We start from the raw sequence: 25,388 nt of genomic DNA on the forward strand, positions 1-25,388 counted from the left end.
TTTTTTAACGATAATTTATAAATTGAACATCAATGGGTAAATCGATATTCTTTACTAACGCGATTACTTGCTGTAAATCATCGCGGCTTTTCCCCGTAACTCGTAGGCGATCTTCTTGAATCTGAGCTTTCACTTTGATTTTGCTGTTTTTAATCGCTGTTGTAATCTTTTTGGCACTTTCTTTATCAATGCCATTTACTAATTCTGCGGTTTGACGGGCATTTCCACCTAGCGCATGTTCAGAATCAGAAAATTGGATATTCTTTAGCGGGACCCCACGCTTGATCAACTTGCCGAACAAAACATCCTTGACTTGCTCAACTTTATATTCATCCTCAGCCTTAACCACCAGTTGATTTCCCTCTAACTTGATATCAAATAGGCTTCCTTTAAAATCAAAACGATTTTTTAATTCCTTTAGGGCAATTTGCACACCATTTTTGACTTCCTCTTTATTCAGTTCTGAAACGATATCAAAGCTTGCATCCTTTGCCATAGACACCCTCCTTATTCAATTCGATCCAAATATCAGCATTGTTCAACCGGAGCAATTACAACGTTGAACCGACATTCTGATCCCTTTCTTATAGTTTATCAAAAAACGCTAAGAAAGCTATGATTATTCTCCAATCAATTATTGAAAACGATTGATTATTGCTGAGTGAACCTGTTACTCTATTATAGGTTTGAATTAAAGGAGGAATTATCGGATGCAGAAGGTTATCAATTATACATCTAAGGATTTGACGAAAAAAATCCTTGTCATTTTATTTACCGGGCTGACTGGCGCGGTCGGCTTGAACTATTTCTTGATTCCAGCAAATGTTTTTTCAGCCGGGATGACCGGAATTGCTCAAATCGTTGAGCATTTACTGTCAAATACTGGTTTATCCATTGATACCGGGATTTTGATCTTTCTTCTGAACGTTCCGGTATTTATCTTAGGATTCATTAAATTAGGAAAATCTGCCATGATTTTAAGTTTTGCCAACGTCATCTCAATGTCAGTTTTCACGACCCTAGTGCCTGTTGGTCAAGTAACAGATAATGTTTTGATGAATGCCATTACTGGTGGTGTATTACTGGGCATCGGAGCAGGGTTTTCTTTGAAGTTTGGTTTTACTACAGGCGGCTTAGACATCGTATCCTTACTATTATCCAAAACGACTGGTCGAACAGTCGGAAATTATATGATGCTCTTAAATGGTGTGATTGTAGTGGTGGCAGGTTTCTTCTTTACTTGGGAAAGCGCCTTATATACGATTATTACGATATTTACTATGAGTACTGTTGTTGATTATGTTCATACTAGCCATCAGAAAATGACTGCCTTTGTTACTACAGATAAAAGCGTCGAAATGCGAGCAGCCCTGAGCAACGAACTGCTTCGAGGAATGACAGTCATCCAGGCACGTGGAGGATTTAGTTCTAGTGAACGAGAAATGATCATGATCGTTTTCACTCGCTATGAATTATATACGCTGAAACAAGTGGTAGCGGATGTAGATCCACACTCATTTACAAATATCGTGGCAACTGATTCTGTAGTAGGGACTTTCTTGACTCACGACGAACAACTACAAATAAAAAATTCACAAAATAATAAATAAGGATTCTTAAATGAGAATAAATGGGTTTCAATTCTCATTTACAAAAGCCTTGAGATAGAGTAAAATACATCTTGAAACTCGAAAGGGAGTGGAGCAGGTGGAAGAGAACACACAAAAATGGACCGATGCAGAAGTAGCAGAAATCAAAGAAACTATTTTGACCGCTTTAGAGTCAGTTATTGACCCAGAGTTAGGTATTGATATCGTCAACCTTGGTTTGATTTACGAAGTTGACTTCGAACAAAGTGGGAACACTGTGATCAAGATGACCTTGACCACTATGGGCTGTCCGTTAGCAGACATCTTAACAGACAATATCCAATCAGCATTGTCTGAGATTCCAGAGGTAACGAATGTAGAAGTGAAGCTCGTATGGTATCCCGCATGGACAACGGATAAAATGAGCCGTTACGCACGAATTGCTTTAGGAATACGTTAATTTAACAAAGAATCTGTCTCCTCTTTTTTAAAGAGGAGACTGTTTTTGTTATAATCGAGTAAAGGAGCGAGACTAAGATGGAAGATTATCAACTAGTAGATTATCTAGCCGCAAAGAAATCATTGGCTTCAACATTGCATAAAATTGAGCAGGCAATTATTTCGCTAGAGGAGAAGCAAGCCGCTGGGCGAAACATGAAGGCTCAAATTACCTTATCGCGGGAACGAGTGAAGGCTCTGAGACTTTCACTTGCTTTGATTGAGCGAGAAATTACTAGATTGTCTTAAAAACAGATGCAGAACATAAAAAATGTGTTTTGCATCTGTTTTTTCTTTTTTAATATGACAGCTTATTGTCCCATTAGCATTGATATAGTTTTGGAAGAAAGGAAGGAAAGATATGCAGATCGAACGGTTGGTGCAAATGATCTTTTATATCGTTAGCCGTAAACAGGTCACTGCAAAAGAGCTGGCGGATTACTTCAGTGTTTCGACTCGCATCATTTATCGGGATATCACGACGCTGACTTTGGCCGGAATCCCGATTATTTCAAAGAAAGGAACTGGTGGTGGTATTTCATTGATGGATGGATATGCTCTAAATAAGTCTTTTCTGACGAATGATGAGCAAGTCCAGATTTATCAAGGTCTGCAAATTCTTCAGGCTTCAAATTATCCGGATGCTGAACAGGCTTTAAATAAAATCGGTGCCCTTTTTGATCAGCCATTAATCAATGACTGGCTGGAAATTGATTTTAGTCACTGGGGCAGCAGCGACGATGAGAAAATCACGATCTCAGAATTACGCCGAGCCATTACCGAAAAGTATGTACTGACTTTTGAGTATTTCAATTCTGAGCTGCAGCGCTCTGAACGAATGATTGATCCGCTGCGTTTGATTTTCAAATCACACGCATGGTATATCGTGGGTTATTGCCACACGAATAAAGCAATCAGGGTTTTTCGTTTATCTCGTATGAAAAGGCTCAATGTCACGAATGCACATTTTGAACGAATACTATCAGAGGATTTTTCGTTGGATGAATCAACTTATACTATTGAATTTGTATCTTTCAAATTACTTATTGCTGCTGAGATGTCTTACCGATTATTCGATGAATTTCACGAGGATCAGGTTGAACGTTGTCCTGATGGAAGCTACTTAGTGACTGTTCAGTATCCTTTAAACGAATGGACCTATCATCGGTTGCTTTCGTTTGGGACGTATGTTGAAGTACTCGAACCAGCTGCAGCCCGGATTGAATTAAAAAAACGTGCAAATAAAATCGCGCATCAGTACATAAAAAGGGAGGAAGACTAATGGAAGAATGGTTGTTTGTCATGATGATCAAGAAAACAAAAGAGTACCGTCGATTGAATAAAGCAGGAGTGACAGAGCATGTCGAAAATCTGCGGAAGCTGGACGAAGCGGGGAACATTGAGCTAGCTGGAGCATTTAAGGGATTTCCTGGAATGGCCGGAATGTTCATTCTCAAGGCAAAAAGCTATGAAGAAGCAGAGGCGATTTGTCAAAAAGAGCCTTTGATTGTCGCAAGGTATGCTACTTATGAACTTCATAGGTTGCAAGTTGCTAATAAAGAAAATAATTATTTACTATAGGAGAGGGGAAATAAAATGAAAGAAGGAAGTATGCTTTTCGTGCGAACCGATTATCGGACTGGAGAAGGCGAGGTTAGCGAACAAGTAGCGATGGATTCTGCCGCATATTTGAAGAAGCTTTCAGAAGAACGCTACTTAACAGCAGGAGTATTTGGTGATATGGCCAATGAGGAGATTGATGGCGCGATGATCATTTTTGAAGCGGAAAATTTAGCTGAAGCGAAGGCGATTTCGGAGGCTGATCCGGTGTTTCAGGGCGGGGTATATCGTTATGAGTTAAAGCAGTGGTATGTAATGGTTATGCCAACAGAGAAGTAATAAAAAAGAAACGACGGTTGGGTGGTCGTTTCTTTTTGCTTTAAAGACCTTGGAACAGTTTCATCATAGCTTCAGTTCTTCTTCTGGTCGGTTCGTTTAACGATTCTAATTCTGTGCCAATCTCATTTGATGAAGCTTCTTTCAATAGGAGCAATCGATAGATTAAGCGTAAGTCCTGACGGCGTACTTTTGGCAGATGCTGTAGCAATACTTGATTGAAGTCAGCGTTCATTTGATTGATCCCGATCAACGGGTCTTTTTGAATAGTGTAATTAGTCAAATACCGATCAAAATCCTGTAGGGCAGAAGCAGCTTTTTCAGGTACGAACCCATTTGCCCATGCCGCAGTCACCAAAACAAAACTATCTGAATCAGAGAGGTCTTGCTGAAAGGCTGTGATGGTTGCGTTCAAAACTTTTTCTTGTACTGCCTCAAATACGTCTGGTTCATTTTGTTTCATACGCGAGAAATAATTAGTAAAGCCGTCACTATTTAGCAAATTCAAATCAATCGCTTTGAACCAATTATAATGGTGAGAATTTAAATATGAGTACGTGTTGCTTTTGTCCTCGCGTTGAATTTTTTTTAAATCGTCGATTGTTTTCATCAATTTTCCTGCTTTCGTTTTTGTTTTTTTTAGAATACGAACTTGAGTCAGTTTCAATCCTATATAAAATAACAACTGTCGACCTGATGTAGGAAAGACTTGCGCTAAAGAAGAATTTCTATAAGTGTCGATTTTATCGGATAATCTATTCATCATTATACTACTTTTTATACGAGCCGATCTTTTTGTCTACTTTTTTGATTAAGTTATACTGAGAATAAGTCATAATTTTGAGAGGATTTTTTATGAATGAATTAATTAATACATTTAGTGAAAGAAAAGTCGATTTATTATCGGCGATCTTTGAACATTTAGCAATTTCTTTGAGCGCCTTACTGATTGCCATAGTGATCGCAATTCCGCTAGCGATATTATTAAGTCAACGGAAAAAATTAGCCGAGGTTGTTTTGCAGATTACAAGTATTTTGCAGACGATCCCTTCGTTAGCTTTACTGGGATTATTAATTCCTTTTGTAGGTATTGGTACTGTCCCAGCGCTGATTGCCTTAGTGGTCTATGCGCTATTACCAATTTTCCAAAATACTTATATTGGATTAGCCGAGATTGATCCATCAATCGAAGAAGCTGCCGATGCATTTGGAATGTCCCGAATGAGAAAACTAATGCGCGTTGAATTACCGATGGCTATGCCAGTGATTATTTCTGGTGTTCGGACAGCGTTAGTATTGATTATTGGTACTGCGACATTAGCCGCTTTAATTGGAGCTGGCGGGCTAGGTACATTTATTTTGTTAGGAATCGATCGGAACGATCCCAACTTGACCTTAATCGGTGCGATCAGTTCAGCATTGCTGGCAATTATTTTTAGTACGTTGATCCGTTTTCTACAAAATCGTAGCGGGAAGGTCACATTAATTGCGCTAGGAATAATCTGTCTAAGTATCGGCGGTATTTTCTTTGCTCAGAATAATCCGATGGGTACTGAAACAGTAACGATCGCAGGAAAGCTAGGTTCAGAGCCAGATATTTTGATCAATATGTACAAAGAGGTCATCAAGGATGAAGATTCGTCGATTAATGTCGAACTAAAGCCGAATTTTGGGAAAACAAGCTTCTTGTTTAGTGCCGTGAAGAGCGATCAGATCGATATCTATCCTGAGTTTACTGGAACCGTACTAGAAAGTTTGGTTAAAGTTCCGAAAAATACACCCGATGATTTGTCACCAGAGAAAACCTATCAAGAGGCGAATAAATTATTAGATGCGCAATTTGATATGCGCTTGCTAAAACCGATGGATTATGAAAATACCTATGCTTTAGCAATGAAGAAAAACGAAGTTGAAAAACGGGGTATCACAAAAATTTCTCAATTACAAGGACAGCAAGATCAATTGAAAGCCGGCTTTACTCTTGAATTCATCGATCGTCAAGATGGCTATCGCGGGATTCAAGATAAGTATGGTGTGAAATTAAGCTCGGTTCAAAGTATGGAACCAGCGTTGCGGTACCAAGCTATCAATAATGGGGATGTCGATGTGATTGATGCTTATTCGACCGATAGCGAGATTAAACAATATGACTTAGTGACGCTAGAAGACGATCAGCATCTCTTTCCTCCGTACCAAGGTGCACCTTTGATGAAGAAGGAATTTGCCGACAAGCATCCAAATATTGTCAAAGCCTTGAATCGTTTGGCTGGAAAAATCACAGAAGATCAAATGATCGAAATGAACTATCTGGTTAACGTGGAGAAAGAACAGCCAGCAAAAGTTGCTCATGACTTCTTAGTGAAAGAAAAGATCATTGGGGAGGAGAAATAGATGGAACCAATTATTGAATTTAAAGATGTTAGTAAAGAGTTCGAAGGAAATGTTGTCTTAAAAGATTTGAACTTTCAAGTTCGCAAAGGTGAGATTTTTGTTCTAGTTGGTCCTTCTGGAAGTGGCAAAACTACTTCGTTGAAAATGATCAATGGCTTGATCGAACCAACGGACGGCAATCTATACTTTAAGGAAAAACGAATCAAAGATTATAATATCCAAAAGCTGCGCTGGCAGATCGGTTATGTGCTACAACAGATCGCATTATTCCCAACAATGAGTGTCAAGGAAAACATAGAGGTAATCCCTGATATGCTGGGTTGGGATAAGGAACGACGCAACAAACGTGTAGATGAATTGTTGAAGGAAGTAGACATGGATCCAGAACAATTCAGAGATCGGATGCCTAGCGAACTCTCTGGCGGACAACAGCAGCGAATTGGAATTATTCGTGCACTCGCTTCAGAGCCAGATATTGTATTGATGGATGAACCATTCAGCGCTTTAGACCCAATTTCTCGTGCTAGCTTGCAGGACCTTGTCTTAGAGCTTCATCAAAAATTGGGCAATACGGTTATCTTTGTCACGCACAATATGAAAGAAGCTATGAAGATCGGCAGCCGCATAGCCGTGATGCACGAAGGAAAGTTGATTCAATGTGATACACCGGAAGAAATCCAAAAACATCCTGCAAACAAATTTGTTGAAGAATTCTTCGACGAAACTACAGATGAAGTCTATACTCAAACGCTGGAGACCTTATATAATGGCGGTTACTATCAAAAATCAGAAACTGCGGATTCAGCATTGTTGACCTTAGAGGTAGATACAAGTTTGAGTGAAGTTTTTGATCTATTGGCTGAGCATGATGCATTTGCCATGAAACAGGACGGGAAAGTTATCGGCATCATCAACCGGAGCGATGTCTTCCGTTACTTAAGTCAGGAGGGGTAACATTGAAAAAATATGATGCAATCGTGATCGGCAGCGGACCAGCCGGAAATTCCGCGGCCTATGGTTTAAAGGAACAGGGGAAAAATGTAGCAATCATCGAGTCGGATTTATGGGGCGGTACTTGTCCAAATCGCGGCTGTGACCCCAAGAAAATGTTGATGAGCGGGGTAGAAGCCCAAAAACGGATCGAAACGATGATCGGCAAGGGCTTTGAAAAAGCTCCAAAAATCGTTTGGGAAGATTTGATGACTTTCAAGCGAAGCTATACCGATAGTGTTCCACAAAATACTAAGGATGGACTAGATGCTGCAGAAATTGATCGTTATCAAGGCCAAGCTAGCTTTATTGATGCCAATCAGATTGTTGTGGATGATCAAAACTTAGCGGCGGATCAATTCTTGATTGCAACTGGACAGCGTCCTTCAGTATTGCCAATCGACGGGCAAGACCAGCTGCAAAGTAGTACGGACTTTTTGGAATTAGAGCATTTGCCTAAGAAGATTGCTTTTATCGGAGCGGGGTATATCGCTTTTGAATTAGCGGTAATTGCTAGTGCTGCTGGTTCAGAAGTACACATTATCCATCATAACGATCGTCCATTGAAAGAATTCGATCAAGATTTAGTGACTGATTTAGTTGAACATATGAAGTCAGACGGTATTCAATTTCATTTTAATGTGAACACGAAAGCAGTGGAGTTGCTGCATCCACAATATCGTATTACTGGAGAAAATATTGAATTAACGGTAGATATGGTGATTGGCGCAACCGGTCGAGTCCCTAATGTCGAAGGATTGAATTTGGAGAAGGCTGGCGTCAACTTTGACAAACGTGGAATAAGCGTTGACGATCATTTGCGTACGTCACAACAAAATATTTTCGCCTGTGGGGATGTAGTCGCAAAAAGCCAACCTAAATTGACACCAGTGGCAGGTTTTGAAGCCGGTTATGTGGTAAAAGCTATGGATGGTGAATCAGAAGAAATAGAGTATCCAATGATTCCAACAATCGTGTTTGGCGATCAACGGTTAGCTAGGATCGGTGTGAGTGAAAGAGAGCTTGCTGCCCATCCGGAAAAATATCATTCACAAACGATGGAACTTTCTAGCTGGTATACGTATCATCGAATTAATGACCAAGGAGCAAAAATCAAATTTATTTATGATGAAGAAGATAAAATCGCCGCAATCACTTGCTTAAGCCAGCTCGCTGATGAAGTTATCAATTATCTTTTGATCATCCTGACGAAGAAGATGACTCACGAAGAAGTAGAGAAATATATCTTTGCGTATCCGAGTCCCGCCAGTGATCTTTCATATTTTATTTAAAACAGAGGGCAACCTCTGTTTTTTTTTATACAATTATGCTAAAGTTTACGAAAATACGTTCCCATGGTGAGAAAATGAAAACAACACTAACACAAGAAATCGAAAAAGCTCTATATTATTATTGTATCGAACTTGGCGGAATCGTCGTAGAAGAAGTCACAATGCCTGAAGAACAAGGCATCGTTGATACTTTGGCTTGTTTTTTTAAACCAAATTCTACTGAATGGCGCTGCTATGAACTAAAAGTAACCAAAGCTGATTTTTATTCGAAGGCTAAGCTTTCTTTTATTGGTCATTATAATTATTTTGTTTTGACAGAAGAATTGTATGGAAAAGTATCAGCTGATATTCCCAGTGACATAGGTGTATTAGTGTATCGACCTTATTCACAGGCTGAGGATCTACCAGCCAATGGAACATTTTTCATCGCGAAAAAGCCATTGAGAAGAGAACTTCAAGTTGAAGAGACCGCTTTAACACAACGGTTTATGGCCTCATTATTTCGTGAGGTTCAAAAGGCGAAACGGATGTCATACGGTCCGAGTTTCTTCTCAACAGAGCAGCTCTATAAAGAATTGCGCAAACGTTTGGACGAAAAGGATAGTTTGCAAGAAAATAATTATTACCGGCGTTTTATAGAAGATGTCCAATCCGCTAGAATTGAAAGCTTGGAAGAAGAATTGCGGGCATTGGAACAGGATTATGAGTTTTTACGTCAACAGAGACAGGTCCGACGTCGACCAACTGAACCATTGGAGTGAGGCTATGTATTATCCATATCTAAGAGGCAAACAATTCGACTTGCTAGCGGTAAATACTTTGATCAAAGAAGCACGCTGGTCAGAAAGAATCCGCCCTATTATTGAACCCGTTCGAGATTCAGCGACATTGAAAAAAACGATCGAGCTCTTCGATCAAAATAATTATCATTGTTATTTGATCACAAATCCTCAGGTAGGTACAGCAAAACTTTTTGCTGAAAAACGTTTCGAGTGGCAGTTAAGTTCAGGATCGAGTGTAAAGCCTGCAGAGATCATTACCAGAGATAATCCATTTTTAGCAGATCTCTATTTATTCAATGCTCATTCTCCGCGAAAGCAGGAACAGTTACATATCAAAGATGCTGATATATCCATTATCCCAGATCAAGGAAGATTTAGAATTTTAGATGTACCAAATAAAATTTTACTCAGAGAAGCTTTTCAGATGAAAAAAAATGTTGCCAATTATGCTGAAAAGATGGATGATTTTTATAGCGACGAACACCTTTATTTAGATTCTAAATCAAAGGGTTTTAGCGATTACACGATTGAAGGTAGTCGTTATTTTGATAAAGGTGGTCCCAGTCGTGCAATCGCAATTCATATCAGTTATTTTGATGCGTATCTTAATTTAAGGATCAAACATTTTGTGTCTGACAATAATGAAAGTGCAAAAGATCAAGGAGGTAAATTTTTCGAGGCATTAGAAAAATTATTTGAATGGTATTCCCGCAATCAAGATCAGTTACTACTGACACTTGGTTTAGAGGAGTTATTACACTATCGGGAAAGTAAAAAGTTTCCTGGGTTGGGAACAATCAAAAAATGGTCACTAGCACATCATTTAGAATTGCTTGGTGCCTTTTTAGAACAAGGTGATCATTGGCAGAGAGGATGGAAAAACAATGGGGTATGAAGATGAAGATTTTATCGTCAGACAATCCAAGCAAATGGGAGAGCTCTTAGGCGGTATAATGGGTAAAAAAGATGCTGAAGGTCTTTTATCTTTTGGCAAAGAGGCGAAGATTAGTGATTTAAAGGGACAAGATTTTGATTTTCGCTTAACAACGTTAGAAGACGTACCAGCCATCGGAGTCATAGTCAACGAAGCGAAACAATATTTAAAAGAACAAGGATCACCGCAATGGCAAGATGGGCATGAACCTCATGAGGGAGTGATTCGTGAAGATATGCGAAAAAAAGCCAGCTATGTACTGACTTTGAAAGGCGAGATTGTTGGAACCGCAGCATTGATTGCGGGTAAAGATCCCGTTTATGAAGCCATTGAGGGCAAATGGCAAGGTGACCAACCTTACGTGTCCTTGCATCATGTGGCAGTCAGTCAAAAATATCGCGGGATCGGCTTGGGTAAAGCGTTATTGACCGCAGCAATCAAGCAATCACAAGCACTAGGCTTTGAAGACATTCGAATTGATACATATCCAGCTAACAAACCGATGCTCTCATTAATCGATAAGCTCGGATTCACGTATTGCGGAATGATCCATTTCCCATTCGAACATGGAGAACGCAAAGCATTTCAGCTAATTCAGCGCTTGGCGTAACTGATCCAGCATGTCATCTAATGATGCTTCGCCATTGATTTCGATTAGATTAGGAAACTTTTTCAATCGAGCAAGACTATCTTGGTCTTCTTGAAAAATCGCTAGTCGTCGATCTAGCTCTTCAACAGTCGCTCTTTTTTCAAGACGTGCGATCATGGTTTCTTGTGAGATATTGATCCAGATAGGTACCATTTGATCACCAAATAGACGGTACAAATTAATAAAACCTGTTGTTGTGATTGGGTCATAACAATCGCCAGCGGCTAATGCTTCTTGTAATGTTTCTTTAGCAATGCCATAAAAATGGTTATCATACACATCATATTCGGCGAATTGATCACGATTCACCATCTGTTTGAATTCTTTTTTTGAGATAAAGAAGTAGTCACGCCCGTGTTTCTCACCATCGCGTGGAGCACGTGTCGTATAAGAAATGATTTTTTGGTCAGGAGTAAAGGCTTTCTCAGCTAAACTAGTTTTTCCTGAACCGCTCGGGCCAATGAATAAGTAGCAATGATTCATAGTTAATCACGTCCTTTTTTATAGTATAAAGAAAGAGGACAAAAGATGCTAGGGAGGGGACCCTATATGGAGAGAAGTACACGGAATAAAAAACAAACAAATAAACTGCCGATTATTATTATCGGTATTATCATTTTGGCTGTCGCCGGTTTCTTTGGTGTACGCGCCTATCAAGCAAGTCAAGAAAGAAAACAAGGAGAAGCAACAGTATCCGCGTTTGTTAAGAGTTTGGAAAAAGGCAAGTATCAACAGCTGCCAAAGAATTTAAATGCCGACTCAATCAAAGATAGTGGCTATACAAGTAAACAAGTCGTAGAAAAATATCAATCAATCTTTTCCGGTATCAGCGCATCAAATATCAAGATGAAAAATTTGAGTGTTGAGAAAAAAGACGATCAGTATCAATTTTCATATGAATTATCGATAAACACTGGTTTTGGACAATTAAAAAATCAAAAATATTCTGGTACTTTAACAAACGGTGGCAAGGAGATTAACTGGAAACCAAATCTGATTTTTCCAGGCATGTCTGGAAAGGATAAGATTAATTATTCAGTGGACCCAGCAACACGAGGGGAAATCCTTGATCGTAATGGGCAGGCGATAGCAGCCAACGGAACAGTCTACCAGTCAGGAATCGTACCGAAAAATCTTGGTACTGGAAATGATCGTACAGCAAAAATCGAGGCAATTGCTAAAAGCTTAGACATTACTACTAAAGATATTGAAGCAGCTTTAACACAAGGTTGGGTACAAGATGATTTCTTTGTTCCACTAAAGACCACAGCGGATGCTCCAAAAGATATGCCAGATGGTTTAGAAGTTAAAGAGACAACCGGTCGGACTTATCCATTAAAAGAAGCAGCGGCACAATTGATTGGGTATGTGGGTAAAGTAACTGCTGAAGATATGAAGAAGAATGATGATCTCGCAAGCGACAGCTTGATTGGGCGCAGCGGCTTAGAGATGGCTTTAGACAAACAATTACGAGGAAAAGATGGCGGCTCATTAGCAGTCACTGACAGTGAAGGCAATGAGAAGAAAGTATTACAAAAAATCGAAAAAAAAGATGGCGAAAACGTCAAATTAACAATAGATAGTCGCGCGCAGCAAATCGCTTATAACGGATTGAACGGTCAGGCTGGGTCCAGCGTCGTCATGGCACCGAAAACGGGTGATTTGTTAGTAGCTGCTAGTTCACCAAGCTTTGATCCGAATAAAATGACTAACGGCATCAGTCAATCAGATTATGATTCCTATAATAACGATAAAAATCAGCCTTTCATGAGCCGTTTCGCTACAGGTTATGCGCCTGGTTCAACCTTTAAAACCATCACAGCAGCAATTGGTTTAGACTCGGGCACCTTGAATCCGGATGAAGAATTAGCAATCAATGGTTTAAAATGGCAAAAAGACAGTTCATGGGGCTCCTATCAAGTTACGCGGGTATCTGATGTCAGTCCTGTCAATTTACGGACAGCATTAGTCTATTCGGACAACATCTATATGGCTCAAGAGACGTTGAAAATGGGAGAAAAAACTTTCCGTGCGGGTCTAGATAAATTCGAATTTGGAAAAGATTTTGATTTGCCGATCGCAATGAATAAGTCGCAGATCTCAAATGAAAAGAGTTTTAATTCCGAGATCCTATTAGCGGATACAGGCTATGGGCAAGGGCAATTGCTATTGAGTCCAATTCAGCAAATTACCGCTTATTCAGTTTTTCCAAATAAGGGAACGATGGTTTATCCTAAACTGATCGCAGACAAAGAGACAAAGGACAAAAAAGAAGTAATCAAAACAAGCTCAGCGGAAACGGTCGCTAATGACATGCAGGCGGTGGTTAGTGACGAAAACGGTACTGCTCACAGTTTAGCAGCTTTAAATATCCCACTTGCTGCCAAAACAGGAACGGCAGAAATCAAACAAAAACAAGATGAAAAAGGGCAAGAAAATAGTTTTTTATATGCTTTCGACACAGAAAAGCAAAATTATTCAGTCGTTGAATTCCTTGAAAATAAGCCAGAGGGAACTTCAGCAACTGACCTATCGAAAGACTTGTTAACCTACTTGAATCAAACGTATCAATAAAATACTTGTCTGAAAAGCCGTTGCTTGGTAATATAACCAAGAAGGACGGTGTCTTATGAACAAGCGACAACGAAAAAAACAAGCATACAAACAATACATTCGGGCTATTTTTGAAGGCTACGAAACGATGCTGGAAGATTCCAGTATCAAAGAATTGCATTTCAGTTATTTGAAGGAAACGACTTACTTGGAACGCGACGATCAAGATAAGATTCATTTTACGACCAAAGAAAAATAGTTGTATTTGAACTTCTCAACAGAATTTGTTGGGAAGTTTTTTTAAACCATAGAAGACCAATTTTTACCTCCAACTTAAGACCGAGAAAAAGCTTAAGAGATTCTAAGTTTAGTAAATAAATAGTTAAGCAAAAGTGTTCTGAGTTAGCAAAAGAACCCAAATCGGCTAAAATGAGGATATCAAGAAACAGGAGGCAATATTATGAAATTTCATAAATACATTTTACTAACAGGATTAGGTCTGGCACTAGGAGCTGGATTGCTGAGCAGTACGAACGCTCATGCTGATTCAGAGGACGGAGCAATCAACGAACGGTGGGGGAAGCCGACGTTTGTCGCCGGAACTGGCTTGAATCAAACACAACTAGATGAAACCATGAATAAATTAGGAATCAATCAAGACAGTGTAAAGATGGAAAAAGCGACTGGCGCTGACTTGGTAAAATACTTAGGCTACGGCAGCGGTGATGACAGTGTTATGTTGAGTTCTGTCGTGGTGAATCGCGAAGATCAGGGAAAAGGGATCAATGTTAAAATTCTGACACCACAAAATATTACCCAAATCACTGCTGATCAATACAAAAATCCTTTAGTTACTGCCGGTATTACTGATGCAACAGTGAAGGTGGCCAGTGTCGTAAAAGTAACAGGTGAAAGTGCTTTGACTGGTGTTTATAAAGCTTTTGAATCAAATGGTGAAACTGTCGATCCAGAGCGAGCACAATTAGCTCAAACTGAACTTGATACGACATCAGATGTTTCGCAATCGGTTGTCAATAAAGCGAATGAACAGAGCCAAAATCAAAACTTGTCTGACAGTGAAAAAGAAAAAGCAGATGAAGCATATAAAGCGCAATTGAATCAAACGTTGGTTGATATTAAGAAAGAGTTAGCTGATCTCAAAGAAAAACAAGGAGAATTGGCAACTAAAGATGACGTCGAAAAAATTGTTAACGACGCATTGGAAAAAAATAATTTATCACAATATGTTACAAAAGATGATATCAGTAAATTAGTTACCTTAGCACAACAGTATCAAACGACTGATGGTGTATTAGACAAAGAATCTATTGAGCAGCTAGACAAAATCAGCAGCGACTTCAAGGGAACTGTCAATAAAGTATCCGATCAATTAGGAAAATTCGGTGATTCACTGAAAGGTACTTTAGAAGAGAATCAAGGATTTTTTGCAAACTTATGGCAGCAAGTTAAAGACTTTTTTAGCGGATTAACAAATTAATCAAAAAGATTGTGTCATATTTTCAGATAGACACAATCTTTTTTTACTTCCTCCAACAGTTTATGCTTATCATTATGACTCCACTGGGGTAAAATAGAGGAGTGGTGTCTAATTCTCAAGGAGATATGATAATATTTTTATCTTTCCAAGAGTAAGATCAATAATAATTATGGTAATATTTATTATATAGTTAACTATTAAAATGAAGGAGGGTCTTAGATGGAGACTCCAGAAAAACAGGAAGAACTTCATACTGAAACATCATTTGATTCAGTGAAGGAATCTGCTTCTGATGTGTTAGGTGGGTTGATGGGGCAGATCAAACGGTTGGAAGAAGCAATGAAGGAAGAGCGTATGGGCGACGTGTACCAGATCTATTGGAATGAATTGCCCGCTTCAATCCAACAATCCAGCAATGCGAATCACGAAATCGATAATTTTTTGACAAGCAAATTGGATCAAGAAATTCAAAGGACGTTCCCATTTATGATCATGCGGGATATCATTTCACCAATTCTAATCAATTACCAAATCGGTAGCTATTACCGCGAACGTTCGGTATTGCAGGTGGATGCGACACAACCAACTATAAAAATATTACCTGAAATTCGTGATCAATGGGAAAGGGTCATAAAAGGCGAATATAAAGAAAAATTATCAGAGCTGCAAGACCAGCAAGATAATTTTGATGCGAAGACGATTGCGGCTCAATCGGAATTGCGGGAAATAAATGGAAAAATCGCTCATCAAGAAAAGCTGAAGGCGGATTTGGAAGAAACGAAAACTTTTATGAACCGCAAAAAAATCGAAGAAGAAGTCGAAGTGATTGACGGTAAGTTGAAAGAGCTGAAGAAACAACGTAATGAATGGACACCTTTTGTTGGGGATCAGTTGTCTGGCGAATCACAAAAAATTGCTTTAGAAAGTAAAATTGCCAGTCTTGAGTTAGAGCAAGCAGTTGCATTGAAGGAATTGCGCTTGATCAAAAAAAGGTTCGGCGGTTTAGAAGAAATGGATGCCGCACTTGAGATTTTTATCAAGGATTTTTTAAACAGGGGGGCGGAGTAAATGACCGAAGAGAAGAACAAAATCAATCAAATCTACGATGCACTGGTCGAGTCAGAAGAACCAAGTTTAAACATTCGCGAAAAAGAAATTCTTCACCCCGAAGAACCAATGGAAGAATCAATTGAAACTTTTAAGGCGGTACCATCAGCTAAACCAGTCAGTGATCCTTCACTAACCTACTATGATAATCGGAATGAAAATTATCAAGATCTGCTGCGCTTGATTGAGGATGCCGAAAAAGAGATTGCTGATCTGAAATTTAGAAAAGTTTTGATGGAATCTGATTTTCCAACATTGCTGGATTACTTTAAGAAAATTTTTGTTGATGAAGAGTTTTCAATCTCCGCCATCGCAAAAGGAGCTTTGCTGGAATATTTTACATTTGAATTGATCAAACCGCTAGAAAACTACGGGTTGCATCTTTCAACGAATGATTTTTCTACTTGGGAAAGCAAACATTTTAACCTTTCTTATCGATTAACAAGTGCGAATGTCATTAATTTTAGTTTCATGATGCCAACCTCAGATGGTAAATTCCGTAATGAAAAGATCAAACTGATGGAAGTCTATCCAGAATCGATGACTGTAACAGTTCTGAACGACGCCGTTTTAACCTTGCTTAAGGATTGCTATAATAAGCATATCTATACTAGCGGTCAAAATTCTATGTTCAGTCGTGAAATGAATGACGTGATGGCCCACATGAAGGAGTTAGGGTTTGATTTTGATGACAACCTTCTGGACAACAGCAAGCCTTTAGACCTGTCAGTAGACCTTCATCACAAAACACCAATCGATGTATTGGACAAAATCTTTATTACGACAATGAATAATGACAATTACGACTTCAAGAAAGTCGGAGAAAACAGCTATCTGGTCGCTTTAGATGGTAATCAGACGGTGACGATCGAACAAAGTTCTAAAGATGAATCCAGCAGCTTGAAATTGAATACAGATCGCAAAAATAGATCGCTGATCGAGTTCTTTGGCACATACCCTTTCTTAGTGCCGCTAACGATTACTAATGATTAATTATGAAACAACACCTGTTGCACCAAAGCTACTTGGTAAACAGGTGTTGTTTTCTTGAAGCTGAATACTGCAAAATATTTATCGACCGAATACGTGTATTCCAGATGTAGTTTTACTTAAAAAACTCACTCTTCATGTCTTGGGAATATACATTTCATACGCTGTTCTCTTTGAAAAAAATTAATTTTTCAAGCTTTTTTTGTAGGAAATCACGTTCACTCGTGAAACTCCGCAAATCCTATGATATACTTTGAAAGTTGATATGAAAGAAGTATCAAGTTTACCATGTTTGAAAGAGGGTAGAGATTGTGTGTGGAATAGTAGGATTTATTGACCGTTCAAATACAACGCAAAAAGAACAAATTGTTAAAAATATGATGGATACGATTGTACATCGCGGACCTAATAGTGCAGGACAATTTATTGATGAGGGAGCTGCTTTAGGCTTTCGTCGTTTGAGTATCATTGACCTAGAAGGTGGAACGCAACCAATCAAGAATGAAGATGGTACCAAAATTATTACCTTTAACGGAGAAATATATAATTACCAAACCATTCGTGAAGATTTGATCGCTAAGGGGCATATTTTCACCACTCATGCGGATACTGAAGTACTATTGCATGGCTATGAAGAATACGGCCTTGACTTATTACAAAAAATCCGTGGGATGTTCGCATTTGTAATCTGGGATACAAAAAAACAAGAATTATTCGGCGCTCGTGACCATTTTGGAATCAAGCCGCTTTATTATACAATGATGAACGGTACTTTTATGTATGGTTCGGAAATCAAGAGTTTTCTGCAACACCCAAATTTTGTCAAAGAATTGAATAAGGAAGCATTGAAACCATATATGACTTTCCAATATTCAGCCTTAGACGAAACATTCTTTAAAAATGTGTACCGCATTAAAGAGGGACATTACTTTACCTACAAAGATGGCAAATTAGACATCCAACAATACTGGGATGTAAAAGAACAAGAAACAACTATGACGCTGGAAGAAACGGTCGACTTGATTGATGATACTGTAGTGAAATCAGTCGAAGCTCATCGGATCGCTGATGTTGAAGTCGGTTCATTCTTATCATCAGGGGTTGATTCTAGTTATGTTACAGCCGTATTGCGTCCTGAGCATTCTTACTCGATCGGCTTTGGCGATAAAACTTATAATGAATCAATTGAAGCGAAGAAACTAGCCGATTTGATCGACTTGAACAATACCTCTCGTGTGGTTACTGGAGACGAAGCTTTTGAATACTTCCCATTGATCCAATATCACTTAGATGAGCCGGATTCAAACCCTTCATGTGTTCCGCTATATTTCTTAACTGAACTTGCCAGCCGGGATGTACGTGTCGCACTAAGTGGTGAGGGGGCTGACGAATTATTTGCCGGCTATCAAGCCTATGGTATGAATACAAAATCAAAAGCTGTTAAAGTTGTTGCCGAAGGTTTGAAAAAACTGCCCAAAAATATGCGTTATTCAATCGCAAAAGGTTTGAAGGGTAAAACCTTCAAAGGAGCCTTGCATTTGTATACTTCATTGGCTCCAGCAGAAGAATTCTTTATCGGACAGGCAAAAGTCTTTGAAGAAGATGAAGCTGTTGATTATCTGCAGCCTGAATTTCAACAGAGTCCTACGATCAAAGATATTGTAGATGTCCATTATGAAAAAGTTCAGGATATGTCTGAAATCAAAAAAATGCAATATTTGGATATGCATCAATGGATGCCGAAAGATATCCTATTGAAGGCTGATAAATTAGCAATGGCTAATTCATTAGAAGTTCGTGTACCATTGTTAGACAAGGAAATGATGAAGGTATCTGAAATCGTTCCTACCAAATATTTGATTAATGCAGAAAATACGAAATTTGCATTCCGTCAAGCTGCAGCACGGCATTTACCTGAAGAATGGTATAACCGTGAAAAACTTGGCTTCCCAGTGCCGATCAAAGATTGGTTGCGCGAAGAGAAATTTTATCAGATTGTTCGTGATGTATTCACGCAAGATTTCGTCAACGAATTCTTTGATCAAGAGAAGATCGTAAAACTATTGGATGATAACTTTGCGGGAGCAGTCGATGGTCGTCGTAAAATTTGGACAATTTATACCTTCTTGACTTGGTACCAAGTTTACTTTATCAATGATGGGGTAAAACCAGTACCAGCCACGATCGCGTAAAATTTTATTTAGAATTGACAAATGTAAAAGGTCACGTTAGACTATTACTAAGGAAACTTAACAAAAATTATGAGGTGTCTTGGTGAGTGTAGATATTTAATTTGGAGTAACTAGATAGCGAAAATGGACTGTAAACACAGGTTTATTTCGCATGCCAAATTAGATGATACCTATCAAAGCTGATGAATTCGAAGTCAAGCTGTGAAGAGGAATCTTCACAGCTTTTTTGCGAGTTCCACTATGCGCTTTAGCGCATCTAGTGGAAACGTATGCGTACAACTTTTTCGTCAAAAAAAGTTGATTCTTATGAGTGAGCTAGCTGTCAGGCATTTTAAACTTCTAACATGTTTGACGAAGACGTATGCACCTAGAATTCATAATCTGATATTTCTTGTTAAGTTCCCCCGGCCTCGATAGGTATCTTTTCAGATTGAAAGGAAGAGACCATGAATAACGAAACTTTTATTAAAACACAATTTAACGATATTAAACTACAACTAAGCAGTTATGCAATCAGCAGTTTTGGAAAAAAATTAATCGCTGCTACCAAACCTCATTCAAAACTGTCAGTAGTAGAAAAACGACTCACAGAGACGACTGAGGCAAAACAATTATTAGATAGTAACTTGCATGTTCCATTTATGGGGTTGCAAAGTATCGAACATATTACGAACCAACTTGAAAAAGGGTTTGTCTTAACACCGCAAGAATTATTAGAATACGCGGATTTCTTGCGCAGCCTGCGCTTGATTCAACAGTTCTTCGAGAAAAATCAAAGTATCGCACCGACATTGAATCGTTACGGTCAAGGATTAAATGACTTCAATGAGATCGAAGCTGAAATCTATCAAGTAATTCGAAACGGAAGAATCATTGACGATGCCAGCCGCGAATTACGTCGAGCACGTCGAGACATTGCTGAGACACAAGACAAGATACAAGAATTATTGAAGAAATTCATCCGGCAAAATAAGGAAAAATTGCAAGAAGCGATCATCACTAAACGAAATGATATTTTCACTGTGCCGATCAAAGCGGCTTACAAGAAGCAAATCAAAGGAACGATCGTTGAACTATCTAGTAAAGGCACTACTGCATATATTGAACCTAGCAATGTTAGCCGCTGGAATGAGCAATTAGCTTATCATAAGATGGTTGAAGAAGCAGAGGTATATCAAATCTTGGCCACGTTAACAGGTTTATTAGCAGAAGCATTGCCGCTGATCCAACAAAACATCGAAATCATTGCTGAATTTGATCATATTTTTGCTCGCGGAAAGTTTAGTCGTGAGTTGAAAGGAATTACGCCAGAGATAAATGCAGATGGTTATATACATCTAGTAGCTGCGACCCATCCATTGATTGAAAATGCTGTACCGCTTGATCTGACAATTGGTGACGAGTACCGCGGATTGACGATCACTGGACCAAACGCTGGCGGAAAGACAGTTGTGCTGAAAACAGTCGCCCTAATGTCATTGATGACTATGATCGGCCTACAAATTCCTGCAAAACAAGGAACAGAGATCGCGATTTTTGATCAGATTTTTGTAGATATCGGCGACGCTCAAAGCATTGAGAATGCCTTGAGTACCTTTTCCGGTCATATGCAGAACATTTCGGATATCTTGCGACAAACAAGCAAGAATAGTCTGATTTTATTGGATGAATTGGGCAGCGGTACTGAACCAAATGAAGGAGCAGCACTAGCAATTGCGATCATGGAGGAGTTTTATCAAAAAGGCAGTATCTTGATCACTACGACGCATTACGGTGAAATCAAACGATTTGCCGAACAGCATCCAGATTTCATTACTGCTGCTATGGATTTTGACGCTGAGCATCTGACACCGAAGTATCGCTTACTAATTGGCCAAACAGGTGAAAGTAACGCGTTATGGATTGCAAAAAAAATGGCGATTTCTGAGCAGATCATTACTAAAGCGCAGAATTATTTTACTGATCGCAATTACAGTCTAGAGAAGAAAATCTTTAAAAAGAAAATGAAAAAACAGCTAACTGAAGCTGTTGAAATGACTTATTTCAAAGGGGATAAAATTTTCTTATTAGAACAACAAAAATCTGCGCTCGTCTATCAGGAGGTACCATTCACTGACAATGTAACAGTATTCCTAGAAGATCAATTTATTGAAGTTCCAAAACGACGAATCAAACTTGAATTCCGTGCATCTGAGCTTTATCCAGCGGATTATGAGATTGAAAACTTATTTGAAGATTTCCATATTCGAAAAGAACGTCGCGATATCGATCGCGGATCGAAAAAAGCACAACGCAAATTAAGAAAAGAAGCCATAAACAGAAGACAAGATTAAAAAACTCCTCCAGTAAAAACGCTGGAGGAGTTTTTGATTATTCATATTGTTGATATGTTTTAGTTTTATACAAACCAACAGTTGACTTCTGGTTGTTTTCACTATATAAGCTTGAAGACCGCGAGCCTTTTTGCCCTTCGATTTCCTCTAAACGAGCTTTTTGATCACGATAATCAAATGAACTCGGATCGATCGGATCTAATCCACTGTCTTGATAATACCGCAGCAGATCACTATTCGTAATCTTATCAGAGGTGATCAATTGTTGATCAACATCCTGATTTAATTCAACGAAAAGCTGCTCTTGTTCAGGTGTTGGCTCGTCAATGACTTGAGCTGTTTGATTGTCATACATTTTTCCACCATAGAAGGTGTATTGCGGTGTAACAAAGTCACCATCGCGGAAGGCTACGACTTGCTTATGCTCAGATGAAAATAGATCTTGTCCCAACTGCAGATATTTCTTCGAGTCAATCCCTAATAAATGAAGCAGAGTAGGGAGGGCATCGACTTGTCCGCCATAAGTGTGATTGACACCGCCATTCGTTGCACCTGGTACATGAATCATAAATGGCACTCGCTGCAATTGAGCATTATCGAAATCAGTCCAACTGTCGGAATCTTTTCCGAGCAGCGGAGCCAGTTCTCGATTCCGTGTATTAGAGATTCCGTAGTGATCGCCGTACAGGACAAAGATTGAATTATCATAAAGTCCACTGGCCTTCATATAATCAAAGAATTCCTTTAAAGCTGTATCCAAATAGTTAGCCGTAGCAAAATATCCATTAATCGTTTCATCTTTGGTATTCGCTAACGGGAATCCATCTTCTTCATTTTTGAAACGAGAATACGGATAGTGATTCGAAACTGTAATGAACTTCGCGTAAAACGGCTGTTGTAGACGCTCCAAGTACTGAACAGACTGACTCAAGAATGGTTTATCATGCATACCGTATTGGAACGAGTTGTCATCATTAATATCGTAATAGGAAGAATCAAAGAAATAATCAAAGCCTAAATGTTTATAGGTCTTGTCGCGATTCCAAAATGAAGCTGAATGTCCATGAAACACTGCTGAGGTATAACCAGCTTTTTGATTCAAGATATTCGGCGCTGCCTCAAAGGTATTTTTATCGCCCATTTGGGTGAACAATGCTCCTTGATTCAAACCAAATAGTGAGTTTTCCATTAGTGTTTCAGCATCGGATGTTTTACCAGCTTTGACTTGATGAAAGAAGTTATCAAAACTATAAGTACTTTCGCCATGATACAAGCTATTTAAAAATGGTGTTACTGTATGTTTTTCACCATTTTCATCTGGTAGCTGATAGTCAATTAAGAACTGCTGGAAGCTTTCCAAATGAATGTAGACCACATTTTTTCCCTTTGCAATACCGAACATTGAATCATTTGGCTCAGCATAGTGATCCTTGACATAGCTTTCCACTTCTTTCAAATCGTTGGGACTTGCTTCAGCGCGAATTTGGTTGTTTTGATACGTCTGATAACTATCATAAACAGTAAATGCATTCACGCCGAGATATTTCACCAAATTTTCTCGGGAAAATTGTCTGCTTAATAAGCCGGATCGGTCAATCTCAGCCAGGAATATATTTCCGCTACTGATCAACAAGGAAAGGGCAGACAAAGCAGCTGCTTGTCGAAACCGAGGGTACTTATCGTCCAATGGGATGTTCTTTCTGAATAGAAGAATCGGAATAATCAACAGATCTAGGATATAGACAATATCGTACCAACGGAACAATCTTACAGCACTTTCACCTAAACCCGTTGAAACTTGGCCAGCACCCAGCATCGTATTTATCGTAATAAAATCAGTAAATTCGCGATAATATACTGCATTCGAAAAGAGCCAGATCGTCAGCAAACCATAGATGACAAATAGAGTCGTGTACGCCACCTTTGAGCGTTTAATAAAAAGCCCGATACAAAGCAGCAGCATTGAAACACTCAGAGGATTGATTAATAGAATGAATAATTGCATTGGACTCTGAATTCCTAAATGAAAATCGACTACATACGCGAACATATTTTTCAGCCAAAGTAGGCCCATTAGCAGGCTGAAGAAGCCAATCCTAGTTTTAATGAAGTCTTTATATTTTTTTAAATGAGACATTTTCATGCTCCTTAAACTTATTTTTCATATACTTAAATAGTTTATCGGTTTTTTTAAGGAAGGTCAAACTGATTAGTGTGAGAATCGCTGATATACCAGCTTTTCTATTAGTTATCTAATAGAATATAAATAATTCTTAATAAACACAGGTGATGAGCTAAAATGATTCTTATTTAACCTAGAAGTTGTCTTTACTGCTGAATCATTTCTTGAATGCTATAATTACAAAAAATGAAAAGAGGAATGACCCATGCCATTAATGGAAATCGATATGATCAAAGGACGCTCTGAAGATGAAATCAAGCAAATTTTAGATATTTCATACCAGGTAATGCTAAAGGCCTTTCATGCACCAAATGGAGATCGCTATCAACTAGTTACTCAACATGAGCCCTACGAAATGCAAATCCTTGATACGGGACTAGGTTTTGAACGAACGGATCAAGTAATTGTCTTCAGTTTAGTAACACGTCCGCGAACTACTGAGGAAAAACAAAACTTTTATTCAGAACTAGTCAAAGAATTAAACGAACAATTAGGTATTCGTATTGAAGATATCATGATCACTCTTACAGTGAACACTGATGAAGATTGGAGCTTTGGTTTTGGACGTGCGCAGTTCTTGACCGGAGAGTTATAAGAATTAAGATATCTGAGGTGGGGAATTATGAAAAAAATCATTATCGCAGCAATGTGTCTATTTATTTTTAGTGGCTGTCAGCTCAATCAAAAAAATAATGAATCAGTGGATACTTCTTCGATAAATCAATCTAGCTCGAGAACATCTGACACATCTAGTATAAAACAGACGAAGGAGGAGAGTACTGTGACTTATCCGTCAGGAAGTTTGCTGCAAGCGGCTTCAGCAAACGATCTAAAAAAAGCAGAGGAGATTCTTAAAGATAAATCGTATCAAATAGATGAAGTGAACGAAAAAGCGGAAACGCCTTTAATGATCGCTGTTCATAATAATCAAATTGAACTCGCTAAAAAGTTGATTGATGCCGGTGCAAATGTTAATCAACAAGATAATATTCAGGATAGCCCATATTTGTTTGCGGGAGCTGAAGGACGAACGGATATTTTATCCTATATGTTAGCGAAAAGTACGCCAAATCAAGCAATTACGAACCGCTTTGGCGGAAATGCGTTGATTCCCGCAGCAGAAAAAGGTCATCTCGAAAATGTAAAAATTCTTTTAATGGATGGTCAAGTAAATATCAATCATCAAAATGATTACGGCTATACAGCGTTAATTGAAGCTGTTGCATTAAGAGACGGTTCGCAAGTTTACCAAGATATAGTCGCTGAATTACTTAATCACGGCGCAGATCCAAACATTGTCGATAATTATGGAAAATCAGCAAAAGATTATGCGAATGAACTTGGTTATGGAAACATTTCTAAGATGTTGCAAGAAAAAGCATAGATAAAAAGGTAGAAACACAAATAAGGAGCTTAACAATAGCTCCTTTAAATTTTTATTTTAGTTTACATAATATACATTAACAAAAGCTACATAGTTAAAAACATTCCGATTATCACTTTAAATCGGAT

The 25,388-nt window shown here is 38.6% G+C and carries 25 protein-coding genes; 21 read left to right on the top strand and 4 right to left on the bottom strand.

Going from position 1 to position 25,388, the window contains the following annotated elements:
• Positions 1–4 precede the first annotated feature (4 nt).
• On the bottom strand, positions 5–496 hold the full coding sequence (locus tag AC4J95_RS09160) for a YajQ family cyclic di-GMP-binding protein (RefSeq protein ID WP_494549615.1): 492 nt from the start codon (positions 494–496) through the stop codon (positions 5–7).
• 214 nt (positions 497–710) lie between these two features.
• Between AC4J95_RS09160 and AC4J95_RS09165 the strand changes: the two genes are divergently transcribed.
• The 6 genes from AC4J95_RS09165 to AC4J95_RS09190 all read left to right on the top strand — a co-directional run bounded on the left by AC4J95_RS09165 (position 711) and on the right by AC4J95_RS09190 (position 3,986).
• A complete protein-coding gene (locus AC4J95_RS09165) occupies positions 711–1,610 on the top strand; it encodes a YitT family protein (protein WP_316403653.1) in 900 nt (299 codons plus the stop codon).
• Positions 1,611–1,707: 97 nt separating this feature from the next.
• Positions 1,708–2,049: a metal-sulfur cluster assembly factor gene (locus AC4J95_RS09170; protein ID WP_494549616.1), complete on the top strand. Its 342-nt coding sequence runs from the start codon at positions 1,708–1,710 to the stop codon at positions 2,047–2,049.
• Positions 2,050–2,126: 77 nt separating this feature from the next.
• The gene (locus AC4J95_RS09175) at positions 2,127–2,336 is read left to right on the top strand and encodes a hypothetical protein (protein WP_494549617.1); all 210 of its coding nucleotides are present in this window, start codon (positions 2,127–2,129) and stop codon (positions 2,334–2,336) included.
• Positions 2,337–2,448: 112 nt separating this feature from the next.
• Positions 2,449–3,369: a helix-turn-helix transcriptional regulator gene (locus AC4J95_RS09180; protein ID WP_494549618.1), complete on the top strand. Its 921-nt coding sequence runs from the start codon at positions 2,449–2,451 to the stop codon at positions 3,367–3,369.
• Positions 3,369–3,668, top strand: a complete 300-nt coding sequence (locus AC4J95_RS09185; protein ID WP_494549619.1) for a YciI family protein — start codon at positions 3,369–3,371, stop codon at positions 3,666–3,668. Before AC4J95_RS09180 ends, AC4J95_RS09185 begins: the two co-directional genes overlap by 1 nt.
• A 15-nt stretch (positions 3,669–3,683) precedes the next feature.
• Positions 3,684–3,986 carry a YciI family protein gene (locus AC4J95_RS09190; RefSeq protein WP_494549620.1) on the top strand — a complete coding sequence of 101 codons (303 nt, stop codon included), beginning with the start codon at positions 3,684–3,686 and terminating at the stop codon, positions 3,984–3,986.
• Between the two features lie 40 nt (positions 3,987–4,026).
• Here AC4J95_RS09190 and AC4J95_RS09195 read toward each other — a convergent pair whose 3' ends face one another.
• Positions 4,027–4,593 carry a hypothetical protein gene (locus AC4J95_RS09195; protein WP_494549621.1) on the bottom strand — a complete coding sequence of 189 codons (567 nt, stop codon included), beginning with the start codon at positions 4,591–4,593 and terminating at the stop codon, positions 4,027–4,029.
• Between the two features lie 245 nt (positions 4,594–4,838).
• Here AC4J95_RS09195 and AC4J95_RS09200 point away from each other — a divergent pair, with 245 nt between their 5' ends.
• From AC4J95_RS09200 to AC4J95_RS09225, 6 genes are all read left to right on the top strand, one after another.
• Positions 4,839–6,374 carry an ABC transporter permease/substrate-binding protein gene (locus tag AC4J95_RS09200; RefSeq protein WP_494549622.1) on the top strand — a complete coding sequence of 512 codons (1,536 nt, stop codon included), beginning with the start codon at positions 4,839–4,841 and terminating at the stop codon, positions 6,372–6,374.
• Entirely contained in the window at positions 6,375–7,328 is a 954-nt protein-coding gene (locus tag AC4J95_RS09205) for an ABC transporter ATP-binding protein (RefSeq protein ID WP_494549623.1), read from the top strand.
• Between the two features lie 2 nt (positions 7,329–7,330).
• Complete coding sequence (locus AC4J95_RS09210; RefSeq protein ID WP_494549624.1) at positions 7,331–8,656, top strand: dihydrolipoyl dehydrogenase family protein; 1,326 nt, start codon at positions 7,331–7,333, stop codon at positions 8,654–8,656.
• Positions 8,657–8,730: 74 nt separating this feature from the next.
• Positions 8,731–9,417: a hypothetical protein gene (locus tag AC4J95_RS09215; RefSeq protein WP_494549625.1), complete on the top strand. Its 687-nt coding sequence runs from the start codon at positions 8,731–8,733 to the stop codon at positions 9,415–9,417.
• 4 nt (positions 9,418–9,421) lie between these two features.
• Positions 9,422–10,333, top strand: a complete 912-nt coding sequence (locus tag AC4J95_RS09220; RefSeq protein ID WP_494549626.1) for a sce7725 family protein — start codon at positions 9,422–9,424, stop codon at positions 10,331–10,333.
• On the top strand, positions 10,323–10,982 hold the full coding sequence (locus AC4J95_RS09225) for a GNAT family N-acetyltransferase (RefSeq protein WP_494549627.1): 660 nt from the start codon (positions 10,323–10,325) through the stop codon (positions 10,980–10,982). The genes AC4J95_RS09220 and AC4J95_RS09225 overlap by 11 nt, the downstream gene beginning before the upstream one ends.
• On the opposite strand, the gene AC4J95_RS09230 is transcribed toward AC4J95_RS09225, so the two are convergent.
• On the bottom strand, positions 10,962–11,504 hold the full coding sequence (locus AC4J95_RS09230; RefSeq protein ID WP_494549628.1) for a guanylate kinase: 543 nt from the start codon (positions 11,502–11,504) through the stop codon (positions 10,962–10,964). The genes AC4J95_RS09225 and AC4J95_RS09230 overlap by 21 nt on opposite strands.
• 66 nt (positions 11,505–11,570) lie before the next feature.
• Between AC4J95_RS09230 and pbp4 the strand changes: the two genes are divergently transcribed.
• From pbp4 to AC4J95_RS09265, 7 genes are all read left to right on the top strand, one after another.
• Entirely contained in the window at positions 11,571–13,595 is a 2,025-nt protein-coding gene (gene pbp4 / locus AC4J95_RS09235) for a penicillin-binding protein PBP4(5) (RefSeq protein ID WP_494549629.1), read from the top strand.
• A gap of 55 nt (positions 13,596–13,650) precedes the next feature.
• Positions 13,651–13,833, top strand: a complete 183-nt coding sequence (locus tag AC4J95_RS09240) for a hypothetical protein (protein WP_316403639.1) — start codon at positions 13,651–13,653, stop codon at positions 13,831–13,833.
• A gap of 201 nt (positions 13,834–14,034) precedes the next feature.
• Entirely contained in the window at positions 14,035–15,072 is a 1,038-nt protein-coding gene (locus AC4J95_RS09245) for a DUF1002 domain-containing protein (protein WP_494549630.1), read from the top strand.
• Between the two features lie 219 nt (positions 15,073–15,291).
• A complete protein-coding gene (locus AC4J95_RS09250; protein WP_494549631.1) occupies positions 15,292–16,140 on the top strand; it encodes a hypothetical protein in 849 nt (282 codons plus the stop codon).
• Positions 16,141–17,172 (top strand): hypothetical protein, encoded by a 1,032-nt coding sequence (locus AC4J95_RS09255; RefSeq protein ID WP_494549632.1) that lies wholly within the window; start codon positions 16,141–16,143, stop codon positions 17,170–17,172.
• 308 nt (positions 17,173–17,480) lie between these two features.
• Positions 17,481–19,361 (top strand): asparagine synthase (glutamine-hydrolyzing), encoded by a 1,881-nt coding sequence (asnB, locus tag AC4J95_RS09260; RefSeq protein ID WP_494549633.1) that lies wholly within the window; start codon positions 17,481–17,483, stop codon positions 19,359–19,361.
• A gap of 446 nt (positions 19,362–19,807) precedes the next feature.
• Complete coding sequence (locus tag AC4J95_RS09265) at positions 19,808–21,694, top strand: endonuclease MutS2 (protein ID WP_494549634.1); 1,887 nt, start codon at positions 19,808–19,810, stop codon at positions 21,692–21,694.
• 37 nt (positions 21,695–21,731) lie between these two features.
• Here the strand turns inward: AC4J95_RS09265 and AC4J95_RS09270 are convergent, their stop codons facing one another.
• Positions 21,732–23,831 carry an LTA synthase family protein gene (locus AC4J95_RS09270; RefSeq protein WP_494549635.1) on the bottom strand — a complete coding sequence of 700 codons (2,100 nt, stop codon included), beginning with the start codon at positions 23,829–23,831 and terminating at the stop codon, positions 21,732–21,734.
• Between the two features lie 250 nt (positions 23,832–24,081).
• Here AC4J95_RS09270 and AC4J95_RS09275 point away from each other — a divergent pair, with 250 nt between their 5' ends.
• Both AC4J95_RS09275 and AC4J95_RS09280 read left to right on the top strand, forming a co-directional pair.
• The gene (locus AC4J95_RS09275) at positions 24,082–24,471 is read left to right on the top strand and encodes a tautomerase family protein (protein WP_494549636.1); all 390 of its coding nucleotides are present in this window, start codon (positions 24,082–24,084) and stop codon (positions 24,469–24,471) included.
• 27 nt (positions 24,472–24,498) lie between these two features.
• On the top strand, positions 24,499–25,260 hold the full coding sequence (locus tag AC4J95_RS09280; protein WP_494549637.1) for an ankyrin repeat domain-containing protein: 762 nt from the start codon (positions 24,499–24,501) through the stop codon (positions 25,258–25,260).
• Positions 25,261–25,388 lie beyond the last annotated feature (128 nt).

The sequence above is a fragment of the Enterococcus sp. GPZ-007 genome (assembly GCF_059374735.1).

What these genes read in the sequence shown, in the direction of transcription:
- AC4J95_RS09200 (WP_494549622.1), top strand. Translation starts at nt 4,839, where the DNA reads ATGAATGAATTAATTAATACATTTAGTGAAAGAAAAGTCGATTTATTA.
- AC4J95_RS09230 (WP_494549628.1), bottom strand. Translation starts at nt 11,504, where the DNA reads ATGAATCATTGCTACTTATTCATTGGCCCGAGCGGTTCAGGAAAAACT.
- AC4J95_RS09185 (WP_494549619.1), top strand. Translation starts at nt 3,369, where the DNA reads ATGGAAGAATGGTTGTTTGTCATGATGATCAAGAAAACAAAAGAGTAC.
- AC4J95_RS09220 (WP_494549626.1), top strand. Translation starts at nt 9,422, where the DNA reads ATGTATTATCCATATCTAAGAGGCAAACAATTCGACTTGCTAGCGGTA.
- AC4J95_RS09180 (WP_494549618.1), top strand. Translation starts at nt 2,449, where the DNA reads ATGCAGATCGAACGGTTGGTGCAAATGATCTTTTATATCGTTAGCCGT.
- AC4J95_RS09280 (WP_494549637.1), top strand. Translation starts at nt 24,499, where the DNA reads ATGAAAAAAATCATTATCGCAGCAATGTGTCTATTTATTTTTAGTGGC.
- pbp4 (WP_494549629.1), top strand. Translation starts at nt 11,571, where the DNA reads ATGGAGAGAAGTACACGGAATAAAAAACAAACAAATAAACTGCCGATT.
- AC4J95_RS09165 (WP_316403653.1), top strand. Translation starts at nt 711, where the DNA reads ATGCAGAAGGTTATCAATTATACATCTAAGGATTTGACGAAAAAAATC.
- AC4J95_RS09175 (WP_494549617.1), top strand. Translation starts at nt 2,127, where the DNA reads ATGGAAGATTATCAACTAGTAGATTATCTAGCCGCAAAGAAATCATTG.
- AC4J95_RS09250 (WP_494549631.1), top strand. Translation starts at nt 15,292, where the DNA reads ATGGAGACTCCAGAAAAACAGGAAGAACTTCATACTGAAACATCATTT.
- AC4J95_RS09275 (WP_494549636.1), top strand. Translation starts at nt 24,082, where the DNA reads ATGCCATTAATGGAAATCGATATGATCAAAGGACGCTCTGAAGATGAA.
- AC4J95_RS09160 (WP_494549615.1), bottom strand. Translation starts at nt 496, where the DNA reads ATGGCAAAGGATGCAAGCTTTGATATCGTTTCAGAACTGAATAAAGAG.
- AC4J95_RS09240 (WP_316403639.1), top strand. Translation starts at nt 13,651, where the DNA reads ATGAACAAGCGACAACGAAAAAAACAAGCATACAAACAATACATTCGG.
- AC4J95_RS09205 (WP_494549623.1), top strand. Translation starts at nt 6,375, where the DNA reads ATGGAACCAATTATTGAATTTAAAGATGTTAGTAAAGAGTTCGAAGGA.
- AC4J95_RS09245 (WP_494549630.1), top strand. Translation starts at nt 14,035, where the DNA reads ATGAAATTTCATAAATACATTTTACTAACAGGATTAGGTCTGGCACTA.
- AC4J95_RS09190 (WP_494549620.1), top strand. Translation starts at nt 3,684, where the DNA reads ATGAAAGAAGGAAGTATGCTTTTCGTGCGAACCGATTATCGGACTGGA.
- AC4J95_RS09215 (WP_494549625.1), top strand. Translation starts at nt 8,731, where the DNA reads ATGAAAACAACACTAACACAAGAAATCGAAAAAGCTCTATATTATTAT.
- AC4J95_RS09195 (WP_494549621.1), bottom strand. Translation starts at nt 4,593, where the DNA reads ATGAAAACAATCGACGATTTAAAAAAAATTCAACGCGAGGACAAAAGC.
- AC4J95_RS09225 (WP_494549627.1), top strand. Translation starts at nt 10,323, where the DNA reads ATGGGGTATGAAGATGAAGATTTTATCGTCAGACAATCCAAGCAAATG.
- AC4J95_RS09265 (WP_494549634.1), top strand. Translation starts at nt 19,808, where the DNA reads ATGAATAACGAAACTTTTATTAAAACACAATTTAACGATATTAAACTA.
- AC4J95_RS09255 (WP_494549632.1), top strand. Translation starts at nt 16,141, where the DNA reads ATGACCGAAGAGAAGAACAAAATCAATCAAATCTACGATGCACTGGTC.
- AC4J95_RS09270 (WP_494549635.1), bottom strand. Translation starts at nt 23,831, where the DNA reads ATGTCTCATTTAAAAAAATATAAAGACTTCATTAAAACTAGGATTGGC.